The sequence below is a fragment of the Streptomyces sp. P9(2023) genome (genome assembly GCF_032436795.1).
GTDB lineage: Bacteria > Actinomycetota > Actinomycetes > Streptomycetales > Streptomycetaceae > Streptomyces.
On record NZ_JAUPWM010000061.1, the window covers coordinates 1 to 18,042 of the forward strand.

At 70.7% G+C, this 18,042-nt stretch carries 19 protein-coding genes; 1 reads left to right on the top strand and 18 read right to left on the bottom strand.

Features of this window, described 5'->3' with window-relative positions; all coding sequences use genetic code 11:
- The 13 genes from Q5762_RS35875 to pyrR all read right to left on the bottom strand — a co-directional run.
- A partial coding sequence (locus tag Q5762_RS35875; RefSeq protein WP_315896529.1) for an S-adenosylmethionine synthetase N-terminal domain-containing protein occupies positions 1-155 on the bottom strand: 155 nt, incomplete at its 3' end.
- 211 nt (positions 156-366) lie between these two features.
- Positions 367-1,632, bottom strand: coding sequence for a bifunctional phosphopantothenoylcysteine decarboxylase/phosphopantothenate--cysteine ligase CoaBC (gene coaBC, locus Q5762_RS35880; RefSeq protein WP_315896515.1), 1,266 nt, complete (start codon positions 1,630-1,632; stop codon positions 367-369).
- A 108-nt stretch (positions 1,633-1,740) separates the two neighbouring features.
- Entirely contained in the window at positions 1,741-2,013 is a 273-nt protein-coding gene (rpoZ, locus tag Q5762_RS35885; protein ID WP_005319902.1) for a DNA-directed RNA polymerase subunit omega, read from the bottom strand.
- A 69-nt stretch (positions 2,014-2,082) separates the two neighbouring features.
- On the bottom strand, positions 2,083-2,646 hold the full coding sequence (gmk, locus tag Q5762_RS35890) for a guanylate kinase (RefSeq protein ID WP_315896516.1): 564 nt from the start codon (positions 2,644-2,646) through the stop codon (positions 2,083-2,085).
- Positions 2,647-2,695: 49 nt separating this feature from the next.
- Positions 2,696-3,019, bottom strand: coding sequence for an integration host factor (locus Q5762_RS35895; protein ID WP_030693098.1), 324 nt, complete (start codon positions 3,017-3,019; stop codon positions 2,696-2,698).
- 286 nt (positions 3,020-3,305) lie between these two features.
- A complete protein-coding gene (gene pyrF, locus Q5762_RS35900; RefSeq protein WP_315896517.1) occupies positions 3,306-4,142 on the bottom strand; it encodes an orotidine-5'-phosphate decarboxylase in 837 nt (278 codons plus the stop codon).
- A complete protein-coding gene (locus Q5762_RS35905) occupies positions 4,139-5,266 on the bottom strand; it encodes a quinone-dependent dihydroorotate dehydrogenase (RefSeq protein WP_315896518.1) in 1,128 nt (375 codons plus the stop codon). The genes pyrF and Q5762_RS35905 overlap by 4 nt, the downstream gene beginning before the upstream one ends.
- A gap of 56 nt (positions 5,267-5,322) precedes the next feature.
- The gene (carB, locus tag Q5762_RS35910) at positions 5,323-8,631 is read right to left on the bottom strand and encodes a carbamoyl-phosphate synthase large subunit (protein WP_315896519.1); all 3,309 of its coding nucleotides are present in this window, start codon (positions 8,629-8,631) and stop codon (positions 5,323-5,325) included.
- The gene (gene carA, locus Q5762_RS35915) at positions 8,624-9,778 is read right to left on the bottom strand and encodes a glutamine-hydrolyzing carbamoyl-phosphate synthase small subunit (protein ID WP_315896520.1); all 1,155 of its coding nucleotides are present in this window, start codon (positions 9,776-9,778) and stop codon (positions 8,624-8,626) included. Before carA ends, carB begins: the two co-directional genes overlap by 8 nt.
- Positions 9,775-10,320 (bottom strand): hypothetical protein, encoded by a 546-nt coding sequence (locus Q5762_RS35920; protein WP_315896530.1) that lies wholly within the window; start codon positions 10,318-10,320, stop codon positions 9,775-9,777. The genes carA and Q5762_RS35920 overlap by 4 nt, the downstream gene beginning before the upstream one ends.
- 29 nt (positions 10,321-10,349) lie before the next feature.
- Positions 10,350-11,636: a dihydroorotase gene (locus Q5762_RS35925; RefSeq protein WP_315896521.1), complete on the bottom strand. Its 1,287-nt coding sequence runs from the start codon at positions 11,634-11,636 to the stop codon at positions 10,350-10,352.
- A 2-nt stretch (positions 11,637-11,638) separates the two neighbouring features.
- The gene (locus tag Q5762_RS35930; RefSeq protein ID WP_315896522.1) at positions 11,639-12,619 is read right to left on the bottom strand and encodes an aspartate carbamoyltransferase catalytic subunit; all 981 of its coding nucleotides are present in this window, start codon (positions 12,617-12,619) and stop codon (positions 11,639-11,641) included.
- Between the two features lie 120 nt (positions 12,620-12,739).
- A complete protein-coding gene (gene pyrR / locus Q5762_RS35935; protein WP_315896523.1) occupies positions 12,740-13,303 on the bottom strand; it encodes a bifunctional pyr operon transcriptional regulator/uracil phosphoribosyltransferase PyrR in 564 nt (187 codons plus the stop codon).
- A gap of 254 nt (positions 13,304-13,557) precedes the next feature.
- Between pyrR and bldD the strand changes: the two genes are divergently transcribed.
- Complete coding sequence (bldD, locus tag Q5762_RS35940; RefSeq protein ID WP_030214967.1) at positions 13,558-14,058, top strand: transcriptional regulator BldD; 501 nt, start codon at positions 13,558-13,560, stop codon at positions 14,056-14,058.
- 180 nt (positions 14,059-14,238) lie between these two features.
- Here bldD and nusB read toward each other — a convergent pair whose 3' ends face one another.
- From nusB to aroQ, 5 genes are all read right to left on the bottom strand, one after another.
- Positions 14,239-14,670 (bottom strand): transcription antitermination factor NusB, encoded by a 432-nt coding sequence (nusB, locus tag Q5762_RS35945; RefSeq protein ID WP_315896524.1) that lies wholly within the window; start codon positions 14,668-14,670, stop codon positions 14,239-14,241.
- Between the two features lie 2 nt (positions 14,671-14,672).
- Positions 14,673-15,239: an elongation factor P gene (efp, locus tag Q5762_RS35950; protein ID WP_315896525.1), complete on the bottom strand. Its 567-nt coding sequence runs from the start codon at positions 15,237-15,239 to the stop codon at positions 14,673-14,675.
- 48 nt (positions 15,240-15,287) lie between these two features.
- The gene (locus Q5762_RS35955; protein ID WP_315896526.1) at positions 15,288-16,394 is read right to left on the bottom strand and encodes an aminopeptidase P family protein; all 1,107 of its coding nucleotides are present in this window, start codon (positions 16,392-16,394) and stop codon (positions 15,288-15,290) included.
- A gap of 78 nt (positions 16,395-16,472) precedes the next feature.
- Entirely contained in the window at positions 16,473-17,408 is a 936-nt protein-coding gene (locus Q5762_RS35960) for an AAA family ATPase (RefSeq protein ID WP_315896527.1), read from the bottom strand.
- A 119-nt stretch (positions 17,409-17,527) separates the two neighbouring features.
- On the bottom strand, positions 17,528-17,974 hold the full coding sequence (aroQ, locus tag Q5762_RS35965) for a type II 3-dehydroquinate dehydratase (protein WP_315896528.1): 447 nt from the start codon (positions 17,972-17,974) through the stop codon (positions 17,528-17,530).
- Between the last annotated feature and the right edge of the window lie 68 nt (positions 17,975-18,042).

Consider the following 18,042-nt stretch of genomic DNA (forward strand, 5'->3'; position numbering starts at 1 on the left):
TGCACCAGGCCGGTGGTGATCAGCGTCTCGACGGCCACGCGGGACGTGGGGTCCTCACGCAGCAGCGCGTCGAGAATGGTGTCGCTGATCTGGTCAGCGATCTTGTCGGGGTGACCTTCGGTCACGGACTCCGAAGTGAACAGACGACGGGACACAATGCTCCCTGGGGTTGCAGCGGCTGCTGGCTGAACAATGTCGGACGGCAGGGGGCTGCGCCCCGCGTCGTACCAAGAACAGTCTATCGGGCGTGGTCGCGCATTGGGCCAGGTGTCTCGCAAGGTGGGAGCCCTGCGCTCGCCGAATCCGGCCCCACCCGTCTCACCAGCACCCATTCCCCGCGCCCGGAAGGACGGGATTCCGGGGGATTCACTCCGCCGGAACGGCGAAATCCGGCCCGGAGTGAGATTTCCCCGAATTCTCGCCGGGAAGGGACCGCAGACGGGGTGCGACGAGGTCCCAGACCGTCTCGGCGAGCGCTTCCTTCGGTCCGTACGGTACGGGCGTGTCGGAGCCGTCGGCCGCGAGGACCACGGCCTCGTTCTCCTCGGAGCCGAAGGTCTTGTGCTCGCCCACCTCGTTGACCACGAGCAGGTCACAGCCCTTGCGGCGGAGCTTCTCCCGGCCGTTGGCCAGGACGTCGTCCGTCTCGGCGGCGAAGCCCACGACGATCTGGCCCGGCAGGGCCCGGTCGGCGGAGACCTCGGCGAGGATGTCGGGGTTGCGGACCAGCTCCACGGTCGGCGCCTCGACGTCGTCCCGCTTCTTGATCTTCCCCGATGCGTAGACCGCCGGACGGAAGTCCGCGACGGCGGCCGCCATGACCACGGCGTCGGCGTCGCCCGCAGCCTTGAGGACGGCCTCGCGGAGCTGGATCGCGGTGCCGACGTGCACGACGTCGACCCCGGCCGGGTCGGGGATGCCGGTGTTCGCCTCGACGAGCGTGACCCGGGCGCCCCGGGCGGCGGCGGCCTTGGCGAGCGCGTAGCCCTGCTTGCCGGAGGAACGGTTGCCCAGGTAGCGGACCGGGTCGAGGGGCTCGCGCGTACCGCCCGCGCTGACCACGACATGGCGGCCCACGAGGTCGGGGGCTGCCGTGCCCCGGGCGAGGATCCGACGGCAGACCTCGAAAATCTCGGCGGGGTCCGGCAGCCGGCCCTTGCCGGTGTCCACGCCGGTCAGCCGGCCGACGGCGGGCTCGATGACGACGGCCCCGCGCCGGCGCAGGGTGGCCACGTTCTCCTGGGTGGCCGGGTGCTCCCACATCTCGGTGTGCATCGCAGGGGCGAAGACGACCGGGCAGCGGGCGGTGAGCAGGGTGTTCGTCAGCAGGTCGTCGGCGAGGCCGTGGGCGGCCTTCGCCAGCAGGTCGGCGGTGGCGGGGGCCACCACGACGAGGTCGGCGCCCTGCCCGATCCGTACGTGCGGGACCTCGTGGACGGACTCCCACACCTCGGTGGAGACGGGGTTCCCGGAGAGCGCGGACCAGGTGGCGGCACCGACGAAGTTCAGGGCGGCGGCGGTCGGAACGACACGTACGTCGTGTCCCGACTCGGTCAGCCGCCGCAGCAGCTCACAGGCCTTGTACGCGGCGATGCCGCCGCTGACGCCCAGAACGACCTTCGGCTCGGTCACCACTGCCACTCCCCGCTCTTCGCTGTGTACTCGGATGCGTACGCATTCATGAGACACCACAGGCCCGGCGGATGTTCCGCCGGGCCTGAAGTGACGAACGTTACGTGCTTACTGAGCCGGGCCCTCGATGGCCTCGGAGGTCAGCAGACCCGCGTTGATCTCGCGCAGGGCGATCGAGAGCGGCTTCTCGTGGACGTGCGTGTCGACGAGCGGACCGACGTACTCGAGCAGGCCCTCACCGAGCTGCGAGTAGTACGCGTTGATCTGACGCGCGCGCTTGGCCGCGTAGATCACGAGGCTGTACTTCGAGTCGGTCGCCTCGAGCAGCTCGTCGATCGGCGGGTTGATGATGCCCTCGGGCGCGGTGATGGAAGAGGACACGCTCTGCCTTCCGAAGAAACTTCTGGGTGAGCTGATCGGGATGATCAGATCCAGGTGATCAGAAATCGATCAAACAACGTTCATCAAGGCTAGCAGCTCACGCGCCACGTCCTCGACGGAGGTGTTGACCAGGGTGGTGTCGAACTCCGTCTCGGCGGCCAGCTCGACCTTCGCGGCCTCCAGCCGGCGCTCGATGACCTCGGGCGACTCGGTGCCCCGGCCGGTGAGCCGACGGACCAGCTCGTCCCAGCTCGGCGGGGCCAGGAAGACCAGCTGGGAGTCCTTCATGGACTCCTTGACCTGGCGTGCGCCCTGGAGGTCGATCTCCAGGAGGACCGGCTCGCCGGCCTCCAGGCGCTCCAGGACCGCCTGACGCGGCGTGCCGTAGCGGTTGCCCGCGAACTCGGCCCATTCGAGGAGTTCCCCGTTGGCGACCAGCTTGTCGAATTCGTCGTCCGTGACGAAGAAGTACTGGACACCGTGCTTCTCGCCGGGGCGCGGCTTTCGTGTCGTGGCCGACACCGAGAGCCAGACCTCGGGGTGGACCTTGCGCATATGAGCGACGACCGTGCTCTTACCCACCCCGGAGGGGCCGGAGAGCACGGTCAGCCGCGGACGTACCTCTGCTGCCATGCAGCGATTATTCCAGCTTTACGGGGGTGCCTGGGACGGCAGTCCCGCGTCAGGCGCCGGTGGAGCCGAACTCGCGCTCCAGGGAGGCGATCTGGTTGGAACCGAGCCCACGCACCCGCCGGCTCTCGGAGATGCCGAGTCGCTCCATGATCTGCTTGGCGCGGACCTTGCCCACGCCGGGCAGGGACTCGAGCAGCGCGGAGACCTTCATCTTGCCGATGACGTCGTTCTCCTGGCCACTCTTGATGACCTCGTGGAGGGAGGCGCCGGAGTGCTTGAGTCGATTCTTGACCTCGGCCCGCTCCCGGCGAGCCGCGGCGGCCTTTTCGAGCGCGGCTGCGCGCTGTTCAGGGGTAAGGGGCGGAAGAGCCACGCCTACGTCACCTCGGATGTCGAACTGTCGGATACGGACCGGTGAGGAACCTGTTCGCCCCACACCAGTGGAGCAACGACCAACGCAAAGGACCGTTGAACGCTGACTCTGCCCCGGAGACTAGCGGCCAATGTCTCTCCAGTCAGCGAGAACAAGCGAAAAGTCCTGGTCAGCATCGACCGACCAGGACTTTTCCGGCAAAACGACCGGGTTTTGGGTAAGGAACTTGTCAAGAAGTGAGACGGCCCTCACCTGCGGATTGGTCCGCCGGGCCCCCTGAAGGCCGTCAGCCGGCGAGGGCCTCGCGGATTTCCGTCGCGTACCGCTCTGCCGAGGCGCGCAGGGCGGCGGCGTCCGGACCGTGCTTGAGGACGCCCCGGCTGACGTTCGGGACGACGTTGCGGACCGCCGCGCCGAAGACGGCGGGGAGGTCGGCCGGGGTCGCGCCCTGGGCGCCGATGCCGGGCGCCAGGAGCGGGCCGTTGATGTCCAGGTCGAAGGAGGACAGGTCGCCCAGCGTGGCGCCCACGACCGCGCCGAAGGAGCCCATGGGGGTCTCCCCCGCGTTCTCCTCGGCGAGGTGGGCCAGCATCGTGGCGCCGATCGTCCGGCCGTCCTCGCGGACCGCCCGCTGTACCTCGGCGCCCTCCGGGTTGGACGTCAGGGCGAGGACGAAGAGGCCGGCACCGCTCTCCCGGGCCAGGTCGACGGCCGGCTTCAGGGAGCCGTAGCCGAGGTACGGCGAGACCGTGAGCGCGTCCGAGAAGAGCGGGGAGTCCTTACGCAGGAAGGCCTCGGCGTACGCGGCCATGGTGGAGCCGATGTCGCCGCGCTTGGCGTCCATCACCACCAGGCCGCCCGCCGCGCGCAGGTCGGCGACGGCGCGCTCCAGGACGGCGACACCGCGCGAGCCGAAGCGCTCGAAGAACGCGGCCTGCGGCTTGAAGACCGCCACGGTCTCCGCGAGCGCCTCGACGACGGTGTACGTGAACCGCTCCAGGCCCGCGATGTCGTCACCGAGGCCCCAGGAGTCGAGCAGGGCGGCGTGCGGGTCGATGCCGACGCAGAGCGGGCCGCGCTCGTCCATGGCGGAGCGGAGACGGCTTCCGAAGGAGAGAGTCACTGGACGTCGGCCTTTCGGTTGTCGGCAGGGCGGTTGTCGGCGCCGACGGCCTCGGCGAGGGTGGCGTACGGAGAGGCGGCGAGGCGCGCCGCGAGGCCCTTGTGGATGGCGCGGGCGTAGAACGGGCCCTCGTAGATGAAGGCGCTGTAGCCCTGGATGAGGGTGGCGCCGGCGAGGATGCGCTGCCAGGCGTCCTCGGCGTTCTCGATGCCGCCGACGCCCACGAGGACGAGCCGGTCGCCCACGCGCGCGTGGAGCCGCCTGAGGACGGCGAGGGAGCGCTCCTTGACCGGGGCGCCGGACAGGCCGCCGGTCTCCTGGACCAGCGCCGGGTCGGACGTCAGGCCGAGGCCCTCGCGGGCGATGGTGGTGTTGGTGGCGATGATGCCGTCGAGGCCGAGCTCCAGGGCCAGGTCGGCGACGGCGTCGACGTCCTCGTCGGCCAGGTCGGGGGCGATCTTGACCAGGAGCGGGACGCGGCGCTCGGTCACCGTGCGGTCGGCCGCCTCCCGTACCTCCGTGAGCAGCGGGCGCAGGGACTCGGTGGCCTGGAGGTTGCGCAGCCCCGGGGTGTTCGGGGAGGAGACGTTGACGACCAGGTAGTCGGCGTGGGCGGCGAGCCGCTCGGTGGACTTCACGTAGTCGGCGGCGGCCTCGGCCTCCGGGACGACCTTGGTCTTGCCGATGTTCACGCCCACGACGGTCCTGAAGACCGGCACGCGCGCGTGGAGCCGCTCCGCGACCGCGGCGGAGCCCTCGTTGTTGAAGCCCATGCGGTTGATCAGGGCGCGGTCCGGGACCAGCCGGAAGAGCCGCTTCTTGGGGTTGCCGGGCTGGGCCTCGCCGGTGACCGTGCCGATCTCGATGTGGTCGAAGCCGAGCATCGACATGCCGTCGATGGCGACGGCGTTCTTGTCGAAGCCGGCGGCCAGACCGAACGGGCCGTGCATCCGCAGGCCGAGCGCCTCGGTGCGCAGCTCCTTGTGGCGGGGCGCGAGGACGGCGGCGACGAAGGTGCGGAGCACCGGGACGCGGGCGGCGAGGCGGATCCAGCGGAAGGCCAGGTAGTGGGCCTGCTCCGGGTCCATCCGCTTGAAGACGAGGTTGAAGAAGAACTTGTACATGTGGGGTGTCCTCAGCAAGAGGGGGACACCGTATCCGGTGTCCCCCTCGTGGGTTGCTAGTCGCGGGCCGCGGTCAGGTGTTCCGCGTGTTCCTGGAGCGAGCGGACGCCGACGTCGCCGTGGCCGAGCGCCTCGATGCCCTGGACGGCGGCGGCGAGCGCCTGGACCGTGGTGAGGCACGGGACGGAGCGGGCCACCGCGGCCGTACGGATCTCGTAGCCGTCGAGGCGGCCGCCGGTGCCGTACGGGGTGTTGACGATCAGGTCGACCTGGCCGTCGTGGATCAGCTGGACGATCGTCTTCTCGCCGTTCGGGCCCTCGCCCTCGGACTGCTTGCGCACGATCGTGGCGTTGATGCCGTTGCGCTTGAGGACCTCCGCGGTGCCGGAGGTGGCCATCAGCTCGAAGCCGTGGGCGACCAGCTCGCGCGCCGGGAAGATCATCGAGCGCTTGTCGCGGTTGGCGACGGAGATGAAGGCCCGGCCCTTGGTGGGCAGCGGGCCGTAGGCGCCGGCCTGCGACTTGGCGTACGCCGTGCCGAAGACCGAGTCGATGCCCATGACCTCGCCGGTGGAGCGCATCTCCGGGCCGAGGACGGTGTCCACGCCGCGTCCCTGGATGTCGCGGAAGCGGGTCCACGGCATCACGGCCTCCTTGACGGAGATCGGCGCGTCGAGCGGCAGGGTGCCGCCGTCGCCGGTCTTCGGCAGCAGGCCCTCGGCGCGCAGCTCGGCGATGGTGGCGCCCAGCGAGATGCGGGCGGCGGCCTTCGCGAGCGGGACGGCGGTCGCCTTCGAGGTGAAGGGGACGGTCCGGGAGGCGCGCGGGTTGGCCTCCAGGACGTAGAGGATGTCGCCGGCCATGGCGAACTGGATGTTGATCAGTCCGCGGACGCCGACACCGGCCGCGATGGCCTCGGTGGAGGTCCGCAGGCGCTTGATGTCGAAGCCGCCGAGGGTGATCGGGGGCAGGGCGCAGGCCGAGTCGCCGGAGTGGATGCCGGCCTCCTCGATGTGCTCCATGACGCCGCCGAGGTAGAGCTCGGTGCCGTCGTAGAGGGCGTCGACGTCGATCTCGATGGCGTCGTCGAGGAAGCGGTCGACGAGGACCGGCCGGGTGGGGCTGATCTCGGTGGACTCGGCGATGTACGACTCCAGGCGGGTCTCGTCGTAGACGATCTCCATGCCGCGGCCGCCGAGCACGTACGACGGGCGTACGAGGACGGGGTAGCCGATCTCGTCGGCGATGGCCTTCGCACCCGTGAAGGTGGTGGCGGTGCCGTGCTTGGGGGCCGGCAGGCCGGCCTCGGCGAGGACCTGACCGAAGGCGCCGCGGTCCTCGGCGGCGTGGATGGCCTCGGGCGAGGTGCCGACGACGGGCACGCCGTTGTCCTTGAGCGCCTGGGCGAGACCGAGGGGGGTCTGGCCGCCGAGCTGGACGATGACACCGGCGATGGGGCCGGCCAGCGTCTCCGCGTGCACGATCTCCAGCACGTCTTCGAGCGTCAGCGGCTCGAAGTACAGGCGGTCGGAGGTGTCGTAGTCCGTGGAGACGGTCTCCGGGTTGCAGTTGACCATCACGGTCTCGTAGCCGGCCTCGCTGAGCGCGAAGGAGGCGTGGACGCAGGAGTAGTCGAACTCGATGCCCTGGCCGATCCGGTTCGGGCCGGAGCCCAGGATGATCACGGCGGGCTTGGTGCGCGGCGCGACCTCGCTCTCCTCGTCGTACGAGGAGTAGAAGTACGGGGTCTTGGCGGCGAACTCGGCGGCGCAGGTGTCGACCGTCTTGTAGACCGGGCGGACGCCGAGCGCGTGCCGGACCTCGCGGACGACGTCCTCGCGCAGACCGCGGATCTCGGCGATCTGGACGTCGGAGAAGCCGTGCCGCTTGGCCTCGGCGAGCAGCTCGGGGTCGAGCTTCTCGGCGGCGGCGAGCTCGTCGGCGAGCTCCTTGATGAGGAAGAGCTGGTCGACGAACCACGGGTCGATCTTGGTCGCCTCGAAGACCTCCTCCGGGGTGGCCCCGGCGCGGATGGCCTGCATGACGGTGTTGATGCGGCCGTCGGTCGGGCGGACCGCCTCGCGCAGCAGCTCGGCCTTGTCGCCGGGCTCGCCGGTGAAGGCGAACTGCGAGCCCTTCTTCTCCAGGGAGCGCAGGGCCTTCTGCAGCGCCTCGGTGAAGTTACGGCCGATGGCCATGGCCTCGCCGACCGACTTCATGGTGGTGGTGAGGGTGGAGTCGGCCTGCGGGAACTTCTCGAAGGCGAAGCGCGGGGCCTTGACGACGACGTAGTCGAGCGTGGGCTCGAAGGACGCCGGGGTCTTCTCCGTGATGTCGTTGGGGATCTCGTCCAGCGTGTAGCCGACGGCGAGCCGCGCCGCGATCTTCGCGATCGGGAAGCCGGTCGCCTTGGAGGCGAGGGCGGAGGAGCGGGAGACGCGCGGGTTCATCTCGATGACGATGATCCGGCCGTCGTCCGGGTTGACCGCGAACTGGATGTTGCAGCCGCCGGTGTCGACGCCGACCTCGCGGATGATCGCGATGCCGATGTCGCGCAGCCGCTGGTACTCGCGGTCGGTGAGGGTCATCGCCGGGGCGACGGTGATGGAGTCGCCGGTGTGGACGCCCATCGGGTCGAAGTTCTCGATGGAGCAGACGACCACGACGTTGTCGTTCTTGTCGCGCATCAGCTCCAGCTCGTACTCCTTCCAGCCGAGGATGGACTCCTCCAGGAGCACCTCGGTGGTCGGGGAGAGCGTGAGGCCCTGGCCGGCGATGCGGCGCAGCTCGTCCTCGTTGTGGGCGAAGCCGGAGCCGGCGCCGCCCATGGTGAAGGAGGGGCGGACGACGACGGGGTAGCCGCCGAGGGTGTCGACGCCCTTGATGACGTCGTCCATGGTGTGGCAGATCACGGACCGGGCGGACTCGCCGTAACCGATCTTGGCCTTGACGGCCTCGACGACGCCCTTGAAGAGGTCGCGGTCCTCGCCCTTGTTGATGGCCTCGACGTTGGCGCCGATGAGCTCGACGTTGTACTTCTCCAGGACGCCCTGCTCGTGCATGGAGATCGCGGTGTTGAGCGCGGTCTGGCCGCCGAGGGTGGGCAGGAGGGCGTCGGGGCGCTCCTTGGCGATGATCTTCTCGACGAACTCGGGGGTGATCGGCTCGACGTACGTGGCGTCGGCGATCTCCGGGTCGGTCATGATCGTGGCCGGGTTGGAGTTGACCAGGATCACCCGCAGGCCCTCGGCCTTGAGGATGCGGCAGGCCTGGGTGCCGGAGTAGTCGAACTCGGCGGCCTGGCCGATGACGATCGGGCCGGAGCCGATGACCAGGACGGACTGGATATCGGTGCGCTTAGGCACGCTCGGCCTCCATCTGGGCGGTGTTCATCAAAGACGTGAAGCGGTCGAAGAGGTACGCGGCGTCGTGCGGGCCCGCGGCCGCCTCGGGGTGGTACTGGACGGAGAAGGCCGGCTGGTCGAGCAGCTGGAGGCCCTCGACGACCTGGTCGTTCAGGCAGACGTGGGAGACCTCGGCACGCCCGAAGGGGGTGTCGGAGACCTTGTCGAGCGGCGCGTCGACGGCGAAGCCGTGGTTGTGCGCGGTGACCTCGACCTTGCCGGTCGTGCGGTCCTGCACGGGCTGGTTGATGCCGCGGTGGCCGTACTTCAGCTTGTAGGTGCCGAAGCCGAGCGCGCGGCCGAGGATCTGGTTGCCGAAGCAGATACCGAAGAGCGGGGTCTTGCGCTCCAGGACGGCCCGCATGACGGAGACCGGGTGGTCGGCGGTGGCCGGGTCGCCCGGGCCGTTGGAGAAGAACACGCCGTCCGGCTTGACCGCGTACACGTCCTCGACGGTGGCGGTGGCGGGCAGGACGTGGACCTCGATGCCGCGCTCGGCCATCCGGTGCGGGGTCATGCCCTTGATGCCGAGGTCGACGGCGGCCACGGTGAACTTCTTGGTGCCGATCGCGGGGACGACGTACGTCTCCTTGGTGGCGACCTCGGCGGAGAGGTCGGCGCCCTTCATCTCGGGGGCCTGGCGGACCTCGGCGAGCATGGTGCCCTCGTCGGGCAGCGCGTTGCCGGAGAAGATGCCGACGCGCATGGCGCCGCTCTCGCGCAGGTGGCGGGTGAGGGCGCGGGTGTCGATGCCGCTGATGCCGACGACGCCCTGGGCGGCGAGCTCCTCGTCCAGCGAGCGCTTGGCGCGCCAGTTGGAGGAGACGCGGGCGGGGTCGCGCACGACGTAGCCGGAGACCCAGATGCGGGCGGACTCGGGGTCCTCGTCGTTGACGCCGGTGTTGCCGACGTGCGGGGCGGTCATCACGACGACCTGGCGGTGGTACGACGGGTCGGTGAGGGTCTCCTGGTAGCCGGTCATGCCGGTGGAGAACACGGCCTCGCCGAAGGTCTCCCCCACGGCCCCGTAGGCGCGGCCGCGGAAGATGCGGCCGTCCTCCAGGACGAGTACGGCGGGAACCCTGGCTCCCCTTGTGGAGGTCGTCATCGTGCGGTGCCTTCCGTCGTCTTGATCATGTTGTTCAGGGTCTCGACCCAGGCGGCGTGCTCCGCCGCCCGGTCGGACCGGAAGCCGGAGTCGAGCAGCTTCTCGCCGTGCGCCCACGTGACGATCAGCAGCCCGCCCTCGGCGAGGACCTTGCCCGCGATGCCCTTGTCGAGCCGGGCCTCGCGGAGGGCCTCGGCCGGGATGAAGAAGTCGTTCGCCCCGGGGCGTACGACCTCGATCCCCGCGTCCGTGAGGGTGAGCTCGACGCGGCTGCGGGTGCCGAGACCGTGGGCGACGATCCGGTCGAGCCACTGCCCGGCGGTCGTCGAGCCGTGGTAGCGCCCGTCGAGAGTCAGTCTCGCCTCACCGGCGTGCTCCGGCGCGGTGGGCAGCTCGGGCAGGTCCGACTGGAGGCTGCCGCGCCACTTCCATCCCTGGCGCATCAGCCAGTAGACGAAGGCGATGAAGAGCAGGAGTCCCGCGACCCAGCCGAGCCGTCCGGCCCAGTCGGTCACCTCCGCCGACTTCTGCTCGGCGGCCATACCGGCCCCGGCAGCGATTTCGATGAGTGTCACGCCAGCTTCCCGTCCACGAGCGTCGCCCGGCCCCGCAGGAAGGTGTGGGTGACGCGTCCCGGCAGTTCGCGGCCCTCGTACGGGGTGTTGCGGCTGCGGGAGGCGAAGCCCGCGGGGTCCACGAGACCACGGTATGCCGGATCGACCAGGGTCAGGTTCGCGGGCTCACCTGCCGAGACGGGCCGTCCGTGCTCCTTGGCCTGCCCGATCCGCGCGGGCTTGACGGACATCCGGTCGGCGACGCCGGCCCAGTCGAGGAGTCCGGTCTCGACCATCGTCTGCTGGACGACGGAGAGGGCGGTCTCCAGGCCGACCATGCCCATGGCGGCCGCGGCCCACTCGCAGTCCTTGTCCTCGTGCGGGTGCGGGGCGTGGTCGGTGGCGACGATGTCGATGGTGCCGTCGGCCAGGGCCTCGCGGAGCGCCATCACGTCCCGCTCGGTGCGCAGCGGCGGGTTGACCTTGTAGACGGGGTTGTACGAGCGCACCATCTCGTCGGTCAGGAGCAGGTGGTGCGGCGTGACCTCGGCGGTGACGTCGATGCCGCGGGACTTGGCCCAGCGGACGATCTCGACGGAGCCGGCGGTCGACAGGTGGCAGATGTGGACCCGGGAGCCGACGTGCTCGGCGAGCAGCACGTCACGGGCGATGATCGACTCCTCGGCGACGGCGGGCCAGCCGCCGAGGCCCAGCTCGGCGGAGACGATGCCCTCGTTCATCTGGGCGCCCTCGGTGAGGCGGGGCTCCTGGGCGTGCTGCGCGACGACGCCGCCGAAGGCCTTCACGTACTCCAGGGCGCGCCGCATGATCACCGCGTCGTCCACGCACTTGCCGTCGTCGGAGAAGACCGTGACGCCGGCGGCGGAGTCGTGCATGGCGCCGAGTTCGGCGAGCTTCGTGCCCTCCAGGCCGACGGTGACGGCCCCGATGGGCTGTACGTCGCAGTAGCCGGACTCCTTGCCGAGCCGGTAGACCTGCTCGACCACACCGGCGGTGTCGGCGACCGGGAAGGTGTTGGCCATCGCGAAGACGGCGGTGAAGCCGCCGGAGGCGGCCGCACGGGTGCCGGTGAGGACGGTCTCGGAGTCCTCGCGGCCGGGCTCGCGCAGGTGGGTGTGGAGGTCGACCAGGCCGGGGAGGAGGATCTGGCCATCAGCCTCGACGACGGTCGCGCCCTCGGCCGACAGACCCGTACCGACCTTCTCGATGGTCTCGCCGTCGATCAGGACGTCCTGCGCCTCGCCGCCCAGCACCTTGGCACCGCGGATAAGAATCTTGCTCATGGTTACTTGGTCTCCTCGGTGCGGTGATGAGTGACGGCGGGCTCGTTGCCGCCCAGAAGCAGGTACAGGACGGCCATCCGGACCGAGACGCCGTTGGCGACCTGCTCGACGACCGTGCAGCGGTCGGAGTCGGCGACCTCGGCGGTGATCTCCATGCCGCGGACCATGGGGCCGGGGTGCATCACGATGGCGTGCTCGGGCATCCTCGCCATCCGCTCGCCGTCGAGGCCGTACCGCCGCGAGTACTCGCGCTCGGTCGGGAAGAAGGCCGCGTTCATCCGCTCGCGCTGCACACGCAGCATCATCACCGCGTCGGACTTCGGCAGCACGCTGTCGAGGTCGTAGCTGACGTCGCAGGGCCAGGTCTCGACGCCGACCGGGACCAGGGTCGGCGGGGCCACCAGGGTGACCTCGGCGCCGAGGGTGTGCAGCAGGTCGACGTTGGAGCGGGCGACCCGGCTGTGCAGGACGTCGCCGACGAGCGTGATGCGCTTGCCCGCCAGATCCTGGCCGAGGCCGGCGTCGCGGCCGACCAGGCGGCGGCGCATGGTGAAGGCGTCGAGCAGGGCCTGGGTGGGGTGCTGGTGGGTGCCGTCGCCGGCGTTGATGACGGGGGCGTCGATCCAGCCGGAGGTGGCGAGCCGGTACGGAGCCCCGGAGGCGCCGTGGCGGATGACGACGGCGTCGACGCCCATCGCCTCCAGGGTCTGGGCGGTGTCCTTGAGCGACTCGCCCTTGGAGACGCTGGAGCCCTTGGCCGCGAAGTTGATCACATCGGCGGAGAGCCGCTTCTCGGCGGCCTCGAACGAGATCCGGGTGCGGGTGGAGTCCTCGAAGAAGAGGTTGCAGATGGTCCGGCCGCGCAGGGTGGGCAGCTTCTTGATCGGCCGGTCGGCGACCCGGGCCATCTCCTCGGCGGTGTCGAGGATGAGGACGGCGTCGTCGCGGGTGAGGTCGGCGGCCGAGATGAGGTGACGCATCATCGGGGGTGTGCTCCGTGGTCGGGAGGGGTGAGGACCCAGGGTGTGCCCAGGGGCCCGTCGGGGTGCGGGCGCGCAGGGGTGTGCCCCGGCCCGTCGGGAAGTCCGGGCGCGGCCGCTCGGCTAGGCGGGGGTCTTGCTGCCGAGCAGCACGGTGTCGCGACCGTCCTCCTCGGCGAGCTGGACCTTGACCGTCTCGCGCAGCGACGTGGGGAGGTTCTTGCCGACGTAGTCGGCGCGGATCGGGAGTTCGCGGTGGCCTCGGTCGACGAGGACCGCGAGCTGGACGGCGCGCGGGCGGCCGATGTCGCCGAGCGCGTCGAGCGCGGCGCGGATGGTGCGACCGGAGAAGAGCACGTCGTCGACCAGGACGACCAGGCGGCCGTCGACACCGTCACCGGGGATCTCGGTGCGGCCGAGGGCGCGGGCGGGCTTCATCCGCAGGTCGTCGCGGTACATCGTGATGTCGAGGGAGCCGACCGGGATCTTGCGGCCGGTGATCTCGGCGAGCTTGTCGGCCAGCCGGCGGGCGAGGAAGACGCCCCGCGTCGGGATGCCGAGGAGGACCACGTCGTCGGCGCCCTTGGCGCGCTCGACGATCTCGTGGGCGATGCGGGTCAGGACCCGCGCGATGTCGGGGCCCTCGAGAACAGGGCGTGCCGCATCGGAGTGCTGCTCTGTGTCCATATGAAACGGACCTCCTTCTCCGCCTCACGGGACGGTTCTTAAAGGACGTCGGATTTGCGCCATCGACTCTACCAGGGGCGGGTGACTCCCCTGCTCACCACCCCGCCGCCACACCGGGCGCCATCCCCCGAGAGGGGGCGGTACGGACCATTCGGCTTGACGGAGCAGAGTAACGCTGCGTAACCTCACAGTGAGTTACCAGCCACGCGGCGGAGCCGCACGTTGTCTACAGCGTCCAGCGTCCGGGGAGCTATATGTCCAGCGAATACGCAAAGCAGCTCGGGGCCAAGCTCCGTGCCATCCGCACCCAGCAGGGCCTTTCCCTCCACGGTGTGGAAGAGAAGTCCCAGGGCCGCTGGAAGGCCGTCGTGGTGGGCTCGTACGAGCGCGGTGACCGCGCCGTGACGGTCCAGCGCCTCGCCGAGCTGGCGGACTTCTACGGCGTCCCGGTGCAGGAGCTCCTGCCCGGCACGACCCCCGGCGGAGCCGCCGAGCCGCCGCCGAAGCTCGTCCTCGACCTGGAGCGCCTGGCCCACGTCCCGCAGGAGAAGGCCGGCCCGCTGCAGCGCTACGCGGCGACGATCCAGTCGCAGCGCGGCGACTACAACGGCAAGGTGCTGTCGATCCGCCAGGACGACCTGCGCACGCTCGCCGTCATCTACGACCAGTCGCCCTCGGTCCTGACCGAGCAGCTGATCAGCTGGGGTGTCCTCGACGCGGACGCGCGGCGCGCGGTCGCCCATGAGGACAGCTGAGCGGAGCTGAGCAGAAACGTTGCCGCCGGGGCGGGGTGGGCCTGAGAGCCTTCCCCGCCCCGGCGGTTTCCGGTGCCCAGCAACGGCTGCGACGGCCCCAGGAGACGCCGAAGGGGCCCGCGGCACACATCGTGTGCTGCGGGCCCCTTCGGCGTGTCTGCGGGCCGCCTGGCTCAGGCGTCAGGCGTCCCGGCGCAGGCGCGGCTTCAGGTCCTTGAAGCGGGCCAGCAGGCCGTTGACGAAGGTCGGCGACTCGTCCGTGGAGAACTCCTTGGCGAGCTGCACGGCCTCGTCGATCGCCACGGCGTCCGGGGTCTCGTCCAGCCAGATCAGTTCGTACGCGCCGAGGCGCACGATGTTCCGGTCGGCGACCGGCATCCGGTCCAGGTCCCAGTCCACCGCGTAGGTGGCGATGAGCTCGTCGATCCGGTTCGCGTGGCCCGCGTACCCCTCGACCAGCTGCATCGTGAACTCGCTGACCGCCGGCTGGCGGTCGTCGGACCGGGCGTGCCGGACCCAGTCCGCGAGGACCTGCTGCGCGGACGCGCCGCGCTGGTCGGCCTCGAAGAGGATCTGGAAGGCGCGCTTACGGGCGTTGCTGCGGGCAGCCACGGTTAACTGTTCACCCGGCCGAGGTAGTCGCTCGTGCGGGTGTCGACCTTGATCTTCTCACCGGTGGTGATGAAGAGCGGGACCTGGATCTGGTGACCGGTCTCCAGCGTCGCCGGCTTGGTGCCACCGGTGGAGCGGTCGCCCTGGACGCCCGGCTCGGTCTCCTGGATGACCAGCTCGACGGCGGCCGGGAGCTCGACGTAGAGCACCTCGCCCTCGTGCCGCGCCACGGAGGCGGTGAAGCCCTCGATGAGGAAGTTGGCGGCGTTGCCGACGGCCTTGCGGTCGACCATCAGCTGGTCGTAGGTCTCCATGTCCATGAAGACGAAGTACTCGCCGTCCATGTACGAGAACTGCATGTCGCGGCGGTCGATGGTGGCCGTCTCGACCTTCGTGCCCGCGTTGAAGGTCTTGTCGACGACCTTGCCGGACATCACGCTCTTCAGCTTGGTGCGCACGAAGGCCGGGCCCTTGCCGGGCTTGACGTGCTGGAACTCGACGACGGACCAGAGCTGGCCGCCTTCGAGCTTGAGCACCATGCCGTTCTTGAGGTCGTTCGTGGAAGCCACGGTTGCGGAATCTCCTGGACTGACGTGGACCGGGGAGGCGTGCGCGCCTTACAGCGCGAGCAGCTCCTTGGTCGTAATGGTGAGTAGCTCGGGTCCGCCGTCCGCCTCCTGGCGCACGACGAGCGTGTCATCGATCCGGACCCCGCCCCGGCCCGGGAGGTGGACCCCCGGTTCGACGGTGACCGGCACACAAGCGTCCAGTTTACCCATGGCCGCGGGTGCGAGCTGCGGGTCCTCGTCGATTTCGAGGCCGACACCGTGCCCGGTGACCGGCGGAACCGCCTCGCCGTGGCCCGCTCCGCCGAGGATCTGGCGGGCGGCGCGGTCCACGTCCCGGTACTCGGCGCCGGGTGTGAGCGACTCCCGGCCGGCCCGCTGAGCGGCGAAGACGAGATCGTACAGCTCGATCTGCCAGTCCGCGGGGGTCGTCCCGATGACGAACGTACGGCCGATCTCGCAACGGTACCCGCGGTAGTTGGCGCCCAGGCAGACGGAGAGGAAATCTCCTTCCTCGACCCGGCGGTCCGAGGGCTTGTGGCCGCCGCGCCCGGAGTTCGGTCCGGTGCCGACGGAGGTCGGGAAGGCGGCGCCGTCCGCGCCGTGGTCGACGAGCCGGCGCTCCAGCTCCAGCGCGAGGTGCCGCTCGGTGCGGCCCACCAGGATCGATTCCAGGAGTTCCCCCAGCGCCTGGTCGGCGATCTCGGCGGCGATCCGCAGACAGGCGATCTCGTCCTCGTCCTTCACGATCCTCAGCTGCTCGACGGCTCCGCCGAGATCGGCGAGCTGGAGCTGCGGCGCCACCGAACCCATCGCGCGGTGCCGGGCCACGGTCAGATGGTGCTCCTCGACGGCGAGGGCGTCCGCGCCCGCCTTACGGGCGAAGTCGACGGCCGCGACCGCCGGATCCCCGCCGGCCGCGGGCAGCACGGCCTGGCGCAGCAGCTCGTCCAGCCGGCCGTCGGCCGGATCGCCGCCGGGCGCGGTGGGGCAGAGCAGCACGTCCTCGTCCGGACCGAGCAGCAGGACGGCGCCGATGGGCGAACCGCCCGCGAGATAGCGGACGTTGGCGGGGCGGGAGACCAGGGCCGCCGGGCTGCCGGCCGCCGCGCACCGGTCGCGCAGCCGCACTCGGCGGTCCGCAAACACCTCTGACATGTTCCGAGCCTACGAGGGACCGGGCGTCCCGGCCCGCTCAGCGCGGCCGACCGGGCCACCGGCGGCCGCTTCGAGCCATCACCAGGAGGGCGGGCTCGCCAGGGAACGGGCCAGCACGTCGTCCAGGACGCGGGCGGTGGTCTCGACGTCGTACGTCGAGTTGTCGATGATCGGCAGACCGGAGCCGTACCAGCCGGCCATCCGGCCGTGTATGGAGGCGACCTCCTCGTCCGAGAGCCGCCGGTTGCCGCTGCGCTCGGCGTTGCGCTCCAGGACGATCTCCAGGCCGGGCAGCAGAACGACCGGAAGCAGCCCCGGGCCGACGTGCCGCTTCCAGCCGCCGAGGCCGACGACGGGACGGTCCGGGAAGACGGCGTCGTCGAGGATGCAGGAGATGCCGTTGGCCAGGAAGTTACGGGCGGCGAAGCCGCAGGTGCGGCGGGCGAGCCGGTACTGGGCCTCGGAGTGTTCGTTCCACCCCGACTGGGGGTCGGCGAAGCCGGAGCAGACCCATTCGCGGACGTCGTCCAGGCTGATGTGCGCGGTGGGCACGCGGCGCCGGGCGGCCCAGTGCCGGGCGACGGTCGTCTTGCCCGCGCCGGCCGGGCCGATCAGCAGCACGGCCAGGGTCGCCGCGCCGGTGCCGGGCTCGGTGGGCGGCGGCGTGGGCAGAGCGACCGGCGGCAGCGGTACGTGACCGGTGACGTCGTGCGGCGAGGGCGAGGCCGGCGGGGCGGGGTGCCCGGGTATGCCCGGGGTACCCCAGCCGGGGGCCGGCGGCGCGGAGTACGGGGCGGCCGCGCCGGGGGCCTGCGGGGGCGGGGGCGAGCCGGGCGCGGCGTGCGGACGCTGGGGCTGCTGCGGATGCTGGGGGTGCTGCGGGTGGGGGTGCGGGTGCGGTGCCTGGTGGCCGCCGTGCGCCGTGGGTGGCACGGGCGGGACGGGGGGTCGGCCGGTGCCGGGCGTCCAGCCCGAGGAGTCGGGCGGCAACGGAGCCCCCACTGCGTGCTGCATCCGGTGCCACTCCGTCTCGTACGGCCGATACTTCCGGGTACGTTACCGCCCCCGGCTCCCACAGGGGGAACGGCCGGGGGCGGTCGAAGGTGCCCTCCGGGCTCCGTCGCCGACTGTCGTCAGCCGGTCACTTCCTCGGCCAGGGCGCGCAGGGCCAGCCGGTAGGAGCCGATGCCGAATCCGGCGACGGTCCCGGTCGCCACGGCGGCGACGACCGAGGTGTGCCGGAACTCCTCCCGGGTGTACGGGTTCGAGATGTGCACCTCGATCAGCGGCGCGGTCCGCTGGGCGGCCGCGTCCCGCATCCCGTACGAGTAGTGGGTGAACGCCCCGGGGTTGAGCACGACCGGGATCGATCGGTCCGCTGCCTCGTGGAGCCAGCGGATCATCTCGCCCTCGTCGTTGGTCTCCCGCACCTCCACGTCGAAGCCGAGCTGCTCGCCGAGGTTCTTGCAGGACTCCACCAGCCCCTTGTACGACGTCGCGCCGTAGATGTCGGGCTCGCGGGAGCCCAGCCGGCCCAGGTTCGGGCCGTTCAGGACGAGGACGTGGCGTAGGTCGCTCATTAGAGGACCATCCCTTCTGCAGCCCTCACGAGTAGGGTTGTGACCTCTCGGTCCCGGCGGGTGCATGG